This is a genomic window from Pseudomonas svalbardensis, assembly GCF_030053115.1.
Classification (GTDB): Bacteria; Pseudomonadota; Gammaproteobacteria; order Pseudomonadales; family Pseudomonadaceae; genus Aquipseudomonas; species Aquipseudomonas svalbardensis.
This window is the reverse complement of sequence record NZ_CP125619.1, coordinates 3920500-3936171: the sequence shown is the minus strand read 5'-3', so window position 1 is coordinate 3936171 and position 15672 is coordinate 3920500. Positions and strand designations below refer to the sequence as shown.

The following is a 15672-nucleotide window of genomic DNA, read 5'->3' as shown; positions in this document are numbered from 1 at the left end:
TTTCGTTTGTTGCGCTGCTTGAATCCGTAAGCGTCGACCGATCACATCCTCTCTAGCGCAGCAGATGCACCGCCAAGCCGACAAGCGCGCACGCCATCAGCACCTGAATGACGCCCCGTTTGAAGCGGAACAAGGCAATTGCCGCCAAAATGGCGATCAGTGCAGAGGGCCAGTCGAGGGTGCCGCTGAAACCTTGCGGCCACAGCACGTGATAGCCGAAGAAACAGGCCAGATTGAGGATCACTCCAACCACCGCCGCTGTGATTGCGGTAAGCGGTGCAGTGAACTTGAGTTCGTTGTGGGTCGATTCCACCAGCGGACCCCCGGCGAGGATGAACAGGAACGAGGGCAAGAAGGTGAACCATGTCACCAGGGTGGCCGCGACAGCCCCGGCCAGAAATACATGATCGGCGCCGAACACTTGTGAGACGTACGCTCCAACAAAGCCGACGAAGGCCACCACCATGATCAGCGGCCCTGGTGTGGTTTCCCCCAGTGCCAAACCGTCGATCATCTGAGTCGGGGTAAGCCAGCCATAGTGACCGACCGCACCTTGATAGACATACGGGAGGACTGCATAAGCCCCGCCAAAAGTCAGCAACGCAGCCTTGGTAAAGAACCAGCCCATCTGGGTCAAGGTACCTTCCCAGCCAAAAAGCGCGGTCAGGACTCCCATCGGCAACGCCCACAGCGCTGCGCCGATGAGGGCCAGCAGCGCCAGTTTCATCCAGCTGAACCGGGCATGTTCCGGGGACGGGGTGTCGTCATCGATCAAGGCCGGGCCGAAGGACTTTTTGGCAGCGCTATGGCCCCCGGTTCTGAACTTCTCAGGCGCCAGACGCCCTCCGACATAGCCGATTGACGCTGCCCCCAATACGATCAGCGGGAAAGGAACATTGAACGCAAAGATCGCAGTAAATGAAGCTGCTGCTATCGCCCACAGCCAATTATTCTTCAGCGCCCGAGTGCCGATCCTGTGTGCCGCCTGCACCACGATGGCCGTCACGGCAGGCTTGATCCCATAGAAGAGGCCGGCCACCACAGGCACTTCGCCGAACGCGATGTACATCCACGACAAAGCGATGAGGATGAACAGAGAGGGCAGCACAAACAACACTCCGGCGATCACTCCGCCCCAGGTTCGATGCATCAGCCAGCCGATGTAGGTCGCCAATTGCTGAGCCTCTGGCCCAGGCAGCAACATGCAATAGTTGAGCGCATGGAGAAAGCGTCGTTCAGAGATCCAGCGCCGACGTTCTACCAGTTCCTGGTGCATGATCGAAATCTGTCCTGCTGGCCCGCCGAAACTGATGAAGCCGAGCTTCAACCAGAACCGGAATGCCTCACACAAGCTGATCGCCTCCGGCCTCGATAGATCCTCTTCAGCCGTTGATGCCAACACCTTACTCATTGGGTTGTTCCTCTTTCACAAACTCGGCGAGCAGGCCGTCGAAGATGGCGCTGGCAGCAGCCAGCAAGTGGTCGTCATGGGTAATGGTTTCGCGCAATCCCGCCAGCACGCGCTCGATGCCGGCAGCCTCCAAAGGCTGAATGCCGCCGATATCGAGGTAGTGCACCAAGGCCGCGATGCGGTTCAGGCCGGGCTCTTGAAGCTCAAAACTGGCTTGCAGGGTTTCGAAGGTCACACGATTGCCGACATGACTGAAGGTCGCATCATCGAAGTCGAAGCCCAGCGCGTCTGCCGGACAGTCCTGTGGAGTATTCAGCCAGAGGATCTGAGCTTGAGGATCAATGAAGCGCCGAATCAACCAGGCGCAAGCCAGACGATCAACCCACGGACGCTTACGTGTTGCCCAGACACGACGTTGATAGTCGCTACGGTTGAGTGCCGTTATGGGTTCGTCGCGGCTATGTGGTTCATCCGCAGACAACGCTCTGCTGGCAGCCGTCTCAAGCTCCTGCAAGGCTGAATCAATCTGCTCCTTGGGCTTACCTGGGAAATAATCGATGTAGGTGAGCTGATCGTAGTTTTTGCGTAGCTTGCGAATTTGTTTGGTGGTGGCCAATGCGTTTTCAGGATTGAGCTGTCCACGGCACTCTTCAATTTCTGCGCGTAGCTTGCTGTAGTCATCGCTACGGTCGAATAACTCGACAAAACGCTCACCCTCCGGATCGACCACGGGCAGGATGTAAACAGTGCCATTAATAGAAAGGATGTCGCGTTCGACAGACGCCAGAGCATCGCGACAGACACTGGTATCAGGCAACAGATAGGCACCATCGCGCAAAACCGCCGCACCTGAGGCTTTCAGAGCACGCCAGGCTCGCATGCGCTCGGTGGCATTCGCGGTGGGTAAAGCGAGAATCAGTGTCAGCCAGTTATTCATGTAGAGAGCGCTATTTATTTTGTAGTTCATATTACGTTATCGGTGTTTTTGGCGTTTGGAAAGCCATCCTTAAAAACTGGGATTTTGGCGATGCATTAAATGGGAATTGATTTATTTAGTGTGGCCGAAGTGATCAATCGGCATATCCAGCAGATCTACGACGAGGCGCGGCTGGTCGAAAGCCTGGCCAGCTCTGCGCAAGAAGACTCAGGCCGGCTTTCGCACCTCTCGAATGAACTGAACGGGCGGGTGGGGCGCTTCAAGTCTTAGAGCCGGCCCGATGCGCTCGGCTATCGGCTCAGCAGAGGACAAGTGAAGGACTGCCGCCGCCGTTCGGCCGGCAGGAAGTCGTTGAGCTCCTCGTAGAAGCGGAAGGTTGCACTGGTCATGCTGAACAGTATGGCAGGGCTGCAAGGATGAACGAGTCTATTCCGGACATCTTCTCCGGCAGACCCCAAACTACGAAACGCCCGCTGAACGATTCAGCCAATCTGTTGCATCGACCGGTTGAATCCATAACCCATAGCGGACCTAACCGGTTTCTGAGTCCATCCAGGTCAAAAAATCATGGACCCTGAGTCGTAAACTCTTTTGGCTTCGCGTGTGGGTTCTTTGCCTCGGCAAAATTAACTCAAAACGCTGCTAGCACAGCGTCTTTTGGTAATAGAGTCGAGTATGTCCTGGTGGGTAATCTGCCAAGCATCCGAACTCGGAATACCCAAGTTTTCGATAAAACCCTGGCGCTTGAAAGCTGAAGGTCTCTAGCCAAATGCCAATGCAGTTCTTCTTTTGCGCGATATCTTCGGCCATGCGCATTAACCGCTCCCCGATACCCTGGCCCCGCATCTGCTCAGGAACGCTGACAAGATCGATAAGTAGCCATCGATAGGAAATCTTCCCGTACAGCCCGCCAATGACTTCGTCCCTGTCAGGGGCTCGTAGCAGCAGAGCAAATCTTTCATGCGCGTCGTCTCCGCCGTTAGTCAGGTTATGAGCCAGCAGCGGGGTCAGAATGGCTAGGCGCTCTGCTTCAGTTACATTTTCTGATAGTTGGATTTGTGCAGACATGGTGATCTCCCTGAGCGTTTTTCAACCGGGTCAAAATGGTATCCCATTCGCGTCACCCATAATGAGTCAGCTGACAAATTAAGTCGTCCGTTTTTAGACAGTTCTGAATGGCTGCTTTTGGCCGGATTGCTTCCTGTCGTGAAGGACCGCAATCGACTGTGGATTCAACCGGTCGATGTAACAGATTGGCCAGCTACTTTCTTGGCAAATCTCTTACCAAAAGCAATCCACCATTTTTCATAATAGAAGGTCGAGATATGCGCGGTGAGAAAAATGGCGGCGAACAACAAAGGGCGCTTCAAATATTTTATGACGGTATCTCCGCTACCCAGCCAAGTATGTATTAGCAGCGGATGAACAACGTAGAGAGCGTACGAGATGGTGGCGATATAGAATAAAACGCGATTATTCAGAATCTGGGCAACTCGTGTCCGGCTATTGAGTAACGTGCTCCCCACCATTGCTGCGGCAAGGTAGGGGCGGAAGTAGTTCATGAAGCCCGCATCGGGATGACAGGACAAAACAAATAGGAGGACTAAAAATATTTGCGCGATCTCCGTTTGTGTCGGAAGTTTCGCAAGGATGTTGCCCAGTCTATTGTTGTATATCAGTGCAAGTATGCATCCGGAAAGTATTTCATCAATGCGGTAATAAGTGTTGATTGCGACGTGGACATCGTTCATGACTCGGTACATCGTGACGGCGATGCAGAGACAAGGGATTAGCACTACCCACTTGTTTCTCATCAGAACTACCAGCAAGGCGATGGCGAAATAAAATTGGACCTCCATGCACAAACTCCATAGGTGGCCGTTTACACTACCAAGCCACATAGGCGGCCAGTTGGCAATGAACAGAAAGTTTGCGATGTAGAAATCCGGAGTGCTGTTCATGACAGGTAAAGCAATGGCCATATACAACCAGGCGAGAGGCACAACCCGAAAGATTCTGCGGATTAAAAAATCAACAACGCTGCTGTTGTTGAGCAGAAAATTTGTTATCAGGAAACCCGATAGCGTAAAAAATATAGCCATTCCCATAACGCCTGCGGCGGCATTAAATTGCCAAGGCTTTGGGCTAAGTGGTAGCAGGTGGCACGCCAAGACAAGCAAGATGCTTATGCCGCGCCATCCATCAAGTACGCTGAATCGAGAACCCGCTACCGAACTACCATTCATGTTTGCATTCGCTCGTTGGATTGTGTGTCTCAATCAGCAGTAAGCTAAAGTTTCCGCCCCCGCGCATTTTTTCCAGAAATCATAATTCCATATCAATGCCAGGCCCGTTCTTGGGTCGATAGAAGGCATTCGATAAAGGCAGTGCTGCGTTTGAAGACTGTCTGAATGCATATAAAAACCCAGTAGTTGCAGCGGTGAAAAATTCATGAAATCAGATCACTTAAGCCTGTAGTCTAGGACACCTTTTGCACTTTACACTTCACGCCATGAAAAAATTCCAGGCGCGAGGAATTCGCTAAATGACTGGGTTTTTGAGCATGGCGCTAAGTGAATCGCCCACTTTTGGTAGATACCCTGACCGGCGGCTTTTGGCCGTTCTCTGCCGATCATGGTTACAAAACGCGTCGGTCAAGTCGATGCAAACAGCTGGTCAGGTCGAATGCAAATGGGTGGTCAAATGCGACGAAAATGGGTGGTCAAGTGAGCTGCAATTTCGCACCAGTGCCACTACGCCTCAAAATTGAATCCACCAGGGAACGCGGTCTCGATTGCAATGGTCGGGATCGCAGTTAGGTCAACATCCATTTCTGAGGCGGTCACCGGCAGCAGCATCCGCCCGCGCCTGAGGTACTCCATCAGCGCAATGAGATGAGTGATGCCCATACGGTTCCGCGTGAGGGTGGTTACGCGTGCGTGAACGAGGAGGGCGATCCGCTCCTGTTCAGTGCAGATCGCTGCGGCGATACAGACTTATGCCCAGAGCCAACATGGCGAGCATGCCGGCGCAGCTGCGATTGATCCACGTCATCACCCGGGCGGAAAAGCTGCGCATCGCATGACGCCCGCCAAATGCGTAGATCGCCATCATCACACAATCGATCGCCGCGCTGGTCAGAGCCAGTACCAGATATTGCTGGGCGACAGGCTCGCCGGGGCGAATGAACTGTGGCAAGAACGCCGAAAAGAATAGCAATCCCTTAGGGTTCGATAGCCCGACCAAAAGGGCTCGCAGGAATGCGGCGCGACCGCTGGCCGTCGTCGTACCTGGCGCGTGCTGCAGCGCTTGCGTCGGCGCCCGCCAGAGCACCCAGGCCAGATAAAGAAGATAGAACGCACCCAGCCATTTGACTAGGCTGAACAGTTGCTCAGATGCCTGTAGCAATGCTCCCAAGCCACAGCCGACCGCTGCGATGAGGATCAGATCCGAGAGCGCCGCGCCTGCCATACCGAACGCCGCCACGCGCATACCGTGCGAAGCACCGTTATTGAGCGCCAGCAACATGGACGGGCCGGGGACCATCATCACCGCGCTGACTGCGACGATGTATAGAAAGAGTGTCGAAACAGCCATTGAGCAAACCCTCCAGTTTGGGGCCATATTGCATAGTGCAAAAAAAGTCGGCAAGGCCTTGCACGCGCTGAGCTACTGACGACACGGGTGTCATAGGTGTGAAAATCGGCATTCAAAGCCAACTAACTGTTGCCGCTGACCGAAAACTGACCCAGTAAAGGCTGTTCTGTCCGCCTTTCAATTTGACTGGAGCGAAGAAGGTCCGCTTTTGGCTGTGGATTCAACCGGTCGATGCAACAGGTAATTATGGGGCGATTTCAGTCAGTCGTGACAGAGGGTCATAAGGTCGCGCTGGAAGCCGTGGGCGAAATCGCTTATGAGTGCCGCGACAAAAGCTAACGCCGCTGGCCAGACTGAATGGTTTTTTGACGGACCCAAAGCGGTACTCAATGATCGCGGCATCAAACAGGCCGGCACCGACTTGCCGAGGGGCAAGATGATCAGTTTGAGATCATGGAAACGGTTCTGGGCTTGAACAGGGAGTGCGGCAAGCAGACAGTTCTGTGGTGACCCAAGTGCATCGAACCTATAACGCCACCGCTCAGAGCCCCTTTTACAACTGTCGTTAAGAAGTTGATGTGACGCGCCCCTCATTAACTGCCGTAGATTTCGGGCAAGTCGCCAAAATGCGGTGTTCGATCCCATCGTCCAGCAGTCCCAACATCGCATCGGTGAGTAGCTTGCCATCCAGGCTAAGTGTGCGTGTTGCTTCTTCGTTTTGGCGCACCTCTATATGGTAGAGGGTTGCACCGAACCAATAGTGGAGGGTGAAGCCCGGCCAATCGGCTGGCAGCACCGGTTCAATGCGCAACGAGTTGCCGCAGCGTGTCAGTCCCAGTAGTGATTCGACGATCAGGCGATACATCCAGCCCGCCGATCCGGTGTACCAGGTCCAGCCGCCTCGTCCTGTGTGGGGCGCAACCCCGTAGACGTCGGCGGCCATCACGTAAGGCTCAACCTTGTACGTTTCGATTTGTGCAGCGCTGCGACGGCTGACGGGATTGATCATGCGCAGCAGCTCCCACGCCCTGTCGCTGTCGCCGAGACGGGCGAAGGCCATACTTGCCCAGACAGCAGCGTGCGTGTACTGGCCACCGTTTTCGCGTACGCCGGGTACGTAGCCTTTGATGTAACCGGGATCCAGTGCACCCTTGTCGAACGGCGGGTCCAATAATAACACCACGCCGGTATCGCGCCGGACCAAGTGCAGATCCAGTGAATCCATGGCCGTTTGGCGCCGTACCTGCGATGCAGCCCCACTGAGCACCGACCAGCTTTGCGCTATGGAGTCGATGCGACATTCCTCGTTATTCGCAGAGCCCAATACCTGGCCGTCGTCGAAGTAAGCGCGGCGGTACCAAGCGCCATCCCAACCCTGATTTTCCAGGCTCACACGCAAGGTTGCCGCCTGGTCGGTACAACGCTGGGCGAAGACCCTGTCGCCCTCCAGCTGCGCAGTACTGGAGAATTGCAGCAGCACCTCATACTCGAAGAAGCCAAGCCACACGCTCTCACCAAGGCCTTGCTCGCCGACCCGATTCATTCCGTCATTCCAGTCTCCGCCCCCCATCAACGGCAGCCCATGTACTCCGCGCTTGAGACCATGCTCAATGGCGCGCACGCAATGTTGGTAGAGGCTTTCCTGGAGTTGCGAAGTGCCGGGCAGATCGTAGTAGGAGTCTTCGCCAGCATTCAGTGCGCGCCCCTCGATATAACCCACCACTTCGCTCAGTACACTGCGATCACCGGTGATGGACACGTAGCGGCTGGTTGCCAGGGGCAGCCAGAGGAAGTCGTCGGAACAGCCCGTTCGCACACCCCGACTTTGCGGTGGATGCCACCAGTGTTGTACGTCGCCTTCGGGGTATTGATGCGCGGCGCAGAGCAGCAGGTGTCGGCGCGCGGCAGCCGGGTCGGCATGGATCATTGCCATGCTGTCCTGCAATTGATCACGAAAGCCAATGGCTCCTCCGGATTGGTAATAGCCGCTACGCGCGCAGAAGCGGCACGCGATGACCTGATACATCAGCCAGCCGTTGACCAGCACATCGATGGCTGGATCGGGAGTCTGAATTTGTATGACTCCCAAGGTCGTGCGCCAATGCATACGCACAGCGTCCAGTTCACTCGCCGCGGCCTTGGCGCCGCGGTATTTCTGCACCAGGTGGGTGGCTGATTTGGTGTCCTGCTCGGCGCCGAGACGGAACACCACATCCTGGCTTTCGCCGTCCGCCAGCTCCAGTGCGACCTGCATCGCTGCGCACGGGTCGAAACCACCACCACACCGTCCGGACAGTCGGGCGCGAGTCAGTGCTGCCGGCGTTCGCAGGGTTCCGTTGCGACCGATAAATTCGGCACGATCACCGCTAAAACTGCGCCCCGTCGAGTCCGTGTCGAGAAAGGCGACGCGCCCGGAGAACTCGATCGAAAAGGCGTTGCGCGCGAATAGAGCGCCACTAAATGGGTCCACCTCCGTGACCACATGCATGGCCGACTTGCTGCGCAAATCCCCCAGCACCCACTCCACATAGCACGTTGCCGACAAACGCCGCGGCCGGCCGCTGGTATTGCGAATTTTCAGGCGCGAGAATTTGATCGGTGCATCCAGCGCCACATAGACCCACAACTCGGTTTGGATGCCGTCCTCTTCATACTCGAATACGCTGTAACCGAAACCATGGCGAGTACGGTAAAGGCCACTACCTGGGCAGGGTTGCGGGGTCGGCGACCAGAAGTGGCCGGTATCTTCGTCGCGCAGGTACAACGCCTCACCGCTGGGGTCAGAGATCGGGTCGTTATGCCAAGGGGTGAGACGATACTCGTGAGCATTCTCGCTCCAGGTGTAAGCTGCGCCGCTTTCGGAAATCACCGTGCCGAAGTGCGCATTGGCCAGCACATTGGCCCAAGGCGCGGGTGTGGGTTGGCCTGGTTGCAGGGTTACTACGTATTCGTTACCGTCCGGGCTGAAGCCACCGTAGGGATTGCTCAATATCAAGGCAGAGTCGGTTTGTGCGGCAAAAACCACAGGTGGTTGCTCCGCTCGCACAAGACTCGGTTCGAGCCTGGGGAGCAAAGGGTCCGCGCGGCGCCGATGGACTTGGTCGGCCAGGCTGCCGTGGCCGTCATTGAGCACCAGGCGGGCCACCGATAGCATCAGTGTCCGGTCCTCGCCCGACAACTGTTGTGCCTGGCGCACAAAAATCCCGCCAGGACGGTCGACCAGGCTCGCTTCACTGCCCGAGGTAACCAGTCCCATAATCAGGTCTTGCAGTTGCTGGCGATAGCCGGCCTGATCCTCGTTCCAGATCACCAGATCGACCGACAGGCCCTTCTGACGCCAATAGGCATGAGCTTTGACCACCTGCTGAACAAACTCGATGTTAGCCAGATCACTGATCTGCAGCAGCACGATGGGTAAGTCGCCCGATATGGCCTGTCCCCAAAGGCTGGACTGGTTACGCCGGTTGGCCACCAGCACGCTGCTCTCGGCCCGTAATGCAGCGCTGGCGTAGATGATCGACGCGGCCATCTGCTCGAACAGACGTGCGTCGCTCAGTGAAGCGTTGAGCTGGCGCAGCAGCACCTGGCTATGGGTCCAGGCCAAGTCAAAGACGCGATCGGCCAAATGACGGTCGCGGTACTTGTCGATCAGGTGCAGGCAGTTGTCACGGCTGTCGGCAAGGCCGGTCACTAGGTCGATGGTCGCCGTCTGACCGGGGTCCAGCGTAACGCGACAACGTATCGCTACAATCGGATCAAGTACCGGGCCGGCGGTTCCTGATAAATGTTCGACCTCATCGTCCATTGCCGCCGGGGCCACAACATTGCGCCCACGACCGATAAAGCGCGCACGGTCGGTCTCGTAGGAGAGCGCATCGACATCTACGCCATGCGCTGCCAGCAAATGACACATCCAGGGCACTGTTTCCTGGCTGGAGCGTGGCCGACGCGTACAGATGATTGCCTGCAGCGGGTGCAACAGCTCGGTCTGCACGAACAGATTGCTAAAGGCTGGGTGCATCGCATCGCTGATGGCCGAAGCCAGCACTACCTCGGCGTAGCTGGTGAGTTCAATACTGCGGCGCACTTGCGCGCGGTTGGTGATGTGCAAGCGGCGCAACTCGATGTCGTCCTCCGGTGATACGACGATTTCGGTATGAGTGTCGAAGTCTTGCTCACGTACACGGAATTCGGCACGGGCATCAGTGAAGATGGCTTCGTAGCTTTCCGGATGGCGCAACGTCGGTTGGTGCGCGGCGGACCAGAACGTGCCGCTTGCAACATCGCGCAGGTAACAGAACATCCCCCAATTGTCGCAGGTGAAGTCTTCATGCCAACGGGTGACAGCAATCTCGTTGCTGCGGCTATAACCTGCGCCGGCACTGCTGACCATCACATGGTAGCGGCCATTGGAGAGCAACTGCACCGCAGGGCGTTTGCGGTCAGGATCGGAAAAGACTCGCAGCTTGGTTTCATGTATTCGTGATGCCCGGTCCGCAGCCGGCGCGCTTGCGGCATGCAGGTACTGTGCGGCGGTCTTCGGCACACGCTCCTGCAACAGCAGGGTGGTCGCCTGGAATTGCGGGTCGGATTCGAAACGTCGCTGCATCGGACGGTCAAGAAGCAGGAAAGTCAGTGCGAGCAGGCTCATGCCCTGGTGATGCGCCATAAAGGAATAGACGACTGCGCAGCGCTGCCCGCGTTGCAAGCGCGCCTCGGTGAAATCCACGGCTTCATACAGGCCATAGCGCCCATCCAGGCCCAGCGCGGCAAGTCGCTGCAGGTTCCGGCACGAGGCCTCGGGGGCCACCATCAGCGCCAGGGCGCTGGCATAGGGGGCGACAACGGTGTCTTCGCCAAGGCCTCGCTTGAGACCCAGGCCTGGTACACCGAATGCGCGATACTGGTAGTTGGAGTGAGCATCCTGAATGTTGTAACCCGACTCGGAAACTCCCCAGGGAATGCCCAACTGATTGCCGTACTCAATCTGCAAGGCGACCGCGGCGCGGCAGGTCTGGTCGAGCAGGGTACCTTCGTAGTTGGGCATTACCAGCATGGGCATCAGGTACTCGAACATCGAGCCTGTCCATGACAGCAGCACGGGTACGCCGCCGCTGCTGGTGAGCAGCCTTCCAAGGCTAAACCAGCCTTCTTGAGGTAACTGGCCTTGAGCGATAACCACATAGTTGGTCAGCCGCGCCTCTGAGGCCAGCAAGTCGTAATAACCCGTATCCAGCTTGTGGTCGCTGGCGTTATAGCCAATAGCGAAAAGATTGCGCCGGGAATCATAGAGAAAGGAGAAGTCCATGTTCGCCATGGTGTCGGCCAGATTGGCCAGGCGGGTGACCGAGGCAATGCGCTGCACAGCCAGGCGCTGCACGGACGTCACTTGAGCCTGCTGAGCCGGCAACCAGCGAGCGACATCGATTTGCGCCAATTGGCGCCAGCTGAGCGCCAACGGCTCTGCCCTGTCGATGGCGGGCGGCAGTCTAAAGCGCAGCAGCTCGGCCTGCAGATCCTGACATTGCGCGCACAATGCCTTGAGCCAGAAAGCGGCCTCACCGACCGTCGCCAAGTCGCTGAGGGCAGTGGGTGCATGCATGCGCTCCAGCAAGGTCAGGAGCGTCTCGGGGGCGTCGTCAGGGTTCGAAACAATCCGGGCCTGCGCCAGGAGCGCTTCGTCTTGCAGGGTTCGTACCTCGGCGTCGTCCAGGCCCGCGGCGAGAAGGGTGTCTTGCAGCACATTCAGGGTGTCGATCAGCCCATTGACCACCCGCAGATCAAACAGTGGCGCATCAATCAGGTCCAACAGCCCTGGGCGCAAGGTCAATAGCAGCCCTGCCAGATTCCCGCTATCTACCGTCGACACGTAGAGCGGTGGCAAGGGCTTGAGCGTCAAGGTGTCATACCAGTTGTAGAAGTGCCGGCGGTAGCTCTCAAGGCCAGCCATGCTGGACAAGGACTGATCGAGGCGCTCCAGTAGCCGCTCGCCACTCAGATAGCCAAAATCGTGCGCGGCCAGATGGGACAGCAGCGCCATGCCCATATTGGTCGGCGATGTACGGTGTGCAATGGCAAGGTGGGGCTGCTCCTGGATGTTGTCAGGGGGTAACCAGTTGTCGGCCGGACCGACGTATTGATCGAAGAACGCCCAGGTTTTGCGCGCCAGGGAGCGCAGGAAGCGCAGCTCCAGCGCTGAAGGATTGAACTTCGCCCGGGGGGAAGGCCGACTGAGCCACCAAGCGACAGCCGGGCTCGTCAGCCACAGCACCAAAAAGGGTCCGGCCAGGGCGAGCACGTTCGGAGTGGGTAGTAACAGTACAAAAAGGACCGTCGTCAGCAATGGGGCTATCCACATTGTGCGGTACAGCTCAGATAGCGTGTTGCTGTCGCTGCGTTCTACTTCCCGTGAAGGGTTCCACTGCAACAGACGACGCTTGCTGATCAGCATGCGCCACAGCGTACGGCCGATTGCATCCAGGCTGTATAACGCTTCGAACGGCAGCCAGACCAGAGGAAGGACCGCCCGCATAAAGTGTTGGCTGGAGGTGCTCAGGGCAGCGGTCAAATGCTGCTCGATCGGAACGTCGACGGTTTTGTGCATTAGCTCCTGCAAGGCGCTCGACAGCGGTGGGATCAGTACCAGGATAAGCACCGCGAAGGTCCACGAACCAGGCTCCATTGCTCCAAGCCAGCCCCACAGCAACATTATCAGGAAAGCGCTCGGCTCCAGACTGCGCCGAAGATTGTCAAAAATTTTCCAGCGTGCCACGGCGCAAAGACGATTGCGCTCTAGCTCTCCACCTGCCTTGGGCGTCCAGGGCATGACCCAAGGCAGCAACTGCCAGTCCCCGCGAATCCAGCGATGCCGGCGCTTGACGTCGGCGCTGTAACGGGTGGGGTATTCTTCGAACAGTTGCACGTCGCTGAGTAACCCCGAGCGGGCATAACAACCCTCGATCAGGTCGTGGCTCAGGATGCGGTTCTCTGGGAAACAGCCTTCCAGGGCGTGCTCGAAAGCATCCACGGCGTAGATGCCTTTGCCAATGAATGAACCCTGCTGGAACAGATCCTGATAGACGTCCGAAACCGCGCGGGTGTAGGGATCGACGCCTGCATCGCTCCCGAACAGCCGAGCATAGGAAGAGCGTGCACTGCTCGGCAGGCTGATGCCCACTCGCGGTTGCAAAATTGCATAACCGCTGCTGATATGGCCCTTGTGCGGGTCGAACACGGGGTGGTTGAGCGGGTGCTCCATCGCGCCGATGCAGCGCTGTGCAACATCACGTGGTAATTGGGTATCAGTGTCGAGGGAGATCACGTATCGAACGGCAGTCAGTGCCTGGATATTGCCCACGATCAGTGAAAAGTACTCCTGGCCCCGGCCTCGCAGCAGGGCATTGAGCTCGGCGAGTTTGCCGCGTTTGCGCTCATAGCCCATCCAGGTGTGCTCGGCCTCGTTCCAGCGTCTTGGTCGGTGCAACAGGAAAAAGCGGTCATTGTGTGGGTCGGGGTATTTCTGATTTAACCCTTCAATCAACCGCCGTGCCAGCAACATCAGGCTCGCATCCTGCTCCAGCTCCTGGGTGGGAGCATCCATGAAATCGGTGAGCAGGGCGAAGTGCAGATTGGCATCCCGATTGGCCAGGAAGCGTACTTCCAGGCCTTCGACCAACTCTTCGACATCCACGCAATGGGATATCAGGGTGGGAATGACCACCAACGTGCGCGCTTGCAGCGGGATACCCTGGCTGTAATCCAGTCGGGGAAGAATGCAGGGGGGCATGGTGATAGTGATCAGCCAATTGACCAGCCCGATGGCCAAGCGGCTGGACATCAGCAGCGTGGGTATCGCGAGCAATACCAGCAGGTATCCAGGCCTTGCGTCGAGATAAACGGCCTCAAGGAAAGGCCAGGCGAACAGCATTGACAGGATCAACACCAGACCCAGGTAGAAGGTCAGTGGTGCGCGAAGCAGCAGGCGTGGCCATTGCTCGCCCAAGGGCACTCGAGCGGCGATTCGATGCTCGAGTTCATTGAGTCCAGGGCCCACCAGGTAGTAACCCACATGTCCAGCCACGTCACCCTCGGGTGGGGGCCTTGTCCGGGCATCGGCCAGGGCGATGGCCGCTTGTGCGACGCTTTTTTCAGTCTGGTCACAGTTCCTGGCCAAGCGTTCGACCACATGCCGATAGTGATCTCGGGTCGCGAAATCCATACGCGCGTAGATCCCTGCCGGGTCTGTGCGCAACACATGCTCGACGTGGCTCAGGTGTTCGACGAACTCCTGCCAGTCAATGGCCGACATCAGACGCAAGCTGGCGATGCTGTTGCTGATGGACACCTGATCGGCGGCTTGCTGCTGGGCATCCACCTGCACCAGGCGCTCGATGTTGAGTCCTGACTCGCTGAGCATCTGCTCGATCCAGGCCAATGGCAGTATCAGCGCGGCACTTTGCCCTTGTAGCCGTCGCGCCAGTTCAGCGACGAATGATGAGGTCATCGGCGGCTCCGAGCGCGCCATGTCAGCTACCGTCAGAACCACGCTTTTGGCATCGCGCTCGGCGGTTTCGATCAAGTGATCGGCCCAGTCATTGGCCAGGTTGCGGTCATCCCAGTTAGACATGACTCGCGAAGCTACTCGCCGCAGATTCTCGATCAGAGCCAGGCGTAGCATGATCGGAATCGCCCACAATTCGCCGAGTGTGAGGGGTGTTATCGTCTGATAGAACACTACAAAACGGCTCAGACTCTCCTCATCGACCCTGCCGTCGCCATGTGAAATGGTCTCCAGAGCGATGTCGTAGACCCGTGGCAATCCAGCCGACGGGCCATCGGCCAATTGCGGCAACTCACGGCTGTAGCCTCGGGGCAGGTGGGACTTGGTGGTGCGGATTTGCTCTTCGACCAGGTAATAGTTGTCCAACAACCATTCCGCTGCCGGTGTTGCACGCCGGGCGGACAACGGTGCCGCAGTGAGCGCCTTGCAGCTACTGGCTAGCGTCGTCTCGTTGTCAGCCAGGCGCGCCAGCAGCGAGTCTTTCGCGGTGCGGCCGCTAATACGGTGCTGTTGGGCCAGTAGAGTTCCATGGCTGGCCATCTGTTCGGCGCTGAACAACTCCGAGCGCAGCAGTGATTCGTACTCGAATTTACGACGTGATTCGCTCCACTGGCGATAGTAAATGGCAGGCAGACGCCAGAACCGGAAGAAGACGTGGGTCCAATGACTGTCCATGTTTCCTTGCATGACACGCCCTCGACGAATGGAGTGATGAGGGTGGGAGTGCTCCCGACGCAGCTCTAGACCTGATGGCTGCGTCACGAGCACCTTGCAGCACACAACTACGGCAGGCTTGTAGTCTGCCAAAAGCGCTGGCCGATGTTTGTATGCCTAGCGAGCATAGCTGCGTCAGCGGCTAATCGGAATGTTATGTCCACCTGACTTGCGACATAACGGACGGCGGCGTCGCACCGTCGCAGTGCAGGGCTTAAGACACTCGAGTTATTCCGCTATCGCAGCATTCATGCATCCCCCCGCCTATTTACCTGCGAGCTGTTTGCTTGCTTGTATAGTCCGCCGGTGAGGAACAGATTCGGTTGTGAAGCATTCAAAGACACGCGACACTTGAAACGGCTTGGTAAAAAAAGCGCTGCTCCCCAGAGACTTGACTGCCAAGACACTTTCTCGATCGGAACGCCCGGTGATCATAATCAGCGGTATTTTCAG

Annotated in this window: 8 protein-coding genes and 2 pseudogenes; 2 read left to right on the top strand and 8 right to left on the bottom strand. The window is 57.3% G+C overall.

The features are described 5' to 3' along the window. Nucleotides 1–52: 52 nt before the first annotated feature. The gene (chrA, locus tag QFX16_RS18140) at nucleotides 53–1411 is read right to left on the bottom strand and encodes a chromate efflux transporter (RefSeq protein ID WP_283180783.1); all 1359 of its coding nucleotides are present in this window, start codon (nucleotides 1409–1411) and stop codon (nucleotides 53–55) included. Further along, nucleotides 1404–2348, bottom strand: a complete 945-nt coding sequence (locus QFX16_RS18135) for a chromate resistance protein ChrB domain-containing protein (RefSeq protein ID WP_283180782.1) — start codon at nucleotides 2346–2348, stop codon at nucleotides 1404–1406. Before QFX16_RS18135 ends, chrA begins: the two co-directional genes overlap by 8 nt. Nucleotides 2349–2447: 99 nt before the next feature. Between QFX16_RS18135 and QFX16_RS18130 the strand changes: the two genes are divergently transcribed. Then, nucleotides 2448–2618: a hypothetical protein gene (locus tag QFX16_RS18130; RefSeq protein WP_283184663.1), complete on the top strand. Its 171-nt coding sequence runs from the start codon at nucleotides 2448–2450 to the stop codon at nucleotides 2616–2618. Between the two features lie 38 nt (nucleotides 2619–2656). On the opposite strand, the pseudogene QFX16_RS18125 reads toward QFX16_RS18130, so the two are convergent. From QFX16_RS18125 to QFX16_RS18105, 5 genes and pseudogenes are all read right to left on the bottom strand, one after another. Beyond that, a pseudogene (locus QFX16_RS18125) lies at nucleotides 2657–2737 on the bottom strand (Mut7-C RNAse domain-containing protein); the annotation flags it as partial. 253 nt (nucleotides 2738–2990) lie between these two features. Next, nucleotides 2991–3416, bottom strand: coding sequence for a GNAT family N-acetyltransferase (locus QFX16_RS18120; RefSeq protein WP_283180781.1), 426 nt, complete (start codon nucleotides 3414–3416; stop codon nucleotides 2991–2993). 164 nt (nucleotides 3417–3580) lie between these two features. Next, nucleotides 3581–4594, bottom strand: coding sequence for an acyltransferase family protein (locus QFX16_RS18115; RefSeq protein ID WP_283180780.1), 1014 nt, complete (start codon nucleotides 4592–4594; stop codon nucleotides 3581–3583). Between the two features lie 507 nt (nucleotides 4595–5101). Beyond that, on the bottom strand, nucleotides 5102–5257 hold the full coding sequence (locus QFX16_RS18110; RefSeq protein ID WP_283180779.1) for a hypothetical protein: 156 nt from the start codon (nucleotides 5255–5257) through the stop codon (nucleotides 5102–5104). Between the two features lie 58 nt (nucleotides 5258–5315). After that, a complete protein-coding gene (locus QFX16_RS18105) occupies nucleotides 5316–5945 on the bottom strand; it encodes a LysE family translocator (protein WP_283180778.1) in 630 nt (209 codons plus the stop codon). A 267-nt stretch (nucleotides 5946–6212) separates the two neighbouring features. On the opposite strand from QFX16_RS18105, the pseudogene QFX16_RS18100 reads away from it, so the two are divergent. Next, a pseudogene (locus tag QFX16_RS18100) lies at nucleotides 6213–6363 on the top strand (DUF3455 domain-containing protein); the annotation flags it as partial. Nucleotides 6364–6510: 147 nt separating this feature from the next. Here the strand turns inward: QFX16_RS18100 and QFX16_RS18095 are convergent. Then, entirely contained in the window at nucleotides 6511–15180 is an 8670-nt protein-coding gene (locus QFX16_RS18095; RefSeq protein WP_283184598.1) for a glycoside hydrolase family 94 protein, read from the bottom strand. Between the last annotated feature and the right edge of the window lie 492 nt (nucleotides 15181–15672).

Coding starts and splice junctions, on each gene's coding strand:
- chrA (WP_283180783.1), bottom strand. CDS start 1,411: ATGAGTAAGGTGTTGGCATCAACGGCTGAAGAGGATCTATCGAGGCCG.
- QFX16_RS18135 (WP_283180782.1), bottom strand. CDS start 2,348: ATGAATAACTGGCTGACACTGATTCTCGCTTTACCCACCGCGAATGCC.
- QFX16_RS18130 (WP_283184663.1), top strand. CDS start 2,448: ATGGGAATTGATTTATTTAGTGTGGCCGAAGTGATCAATCGGCATATC.
- QFX16_RS18120 (WP_283180781.1), bottom strand. CDS start 3,416: ATGTCTGCACAAATCCAACTATCAGAAAATGTAACTGAAGCAGAGCGC.
- QFX16_RS18115 (WP_283180780.1), bottom strand. CDS start 4,594: ATGAATGGTAGTTCGGTAGCGGGTTCTCGATTCAGCGTACTTGATGGA.
- QFX16_RS18110 (WP_283180779.1), bottom strand. CDS start 5,257: ATGGGCATCACTCATCTCATTGCGCTGATGGAGTACCTCAGGCGCGGG.
- QFX16_RS18105 (WP_283180778.1), bottom strand. CDS start 5,945: ATGGCTGTTTCGACACTCTTTCTATACATCGTCGCAGTCAGCGCGGTG.
- QFX16_RS18095 (WP_283184598.1), bottom strand. CDS start 15,180: ATGGACAGTCATTGGACCCACGTCTTCTTCCGGTTCTGGCGTCTGCCT.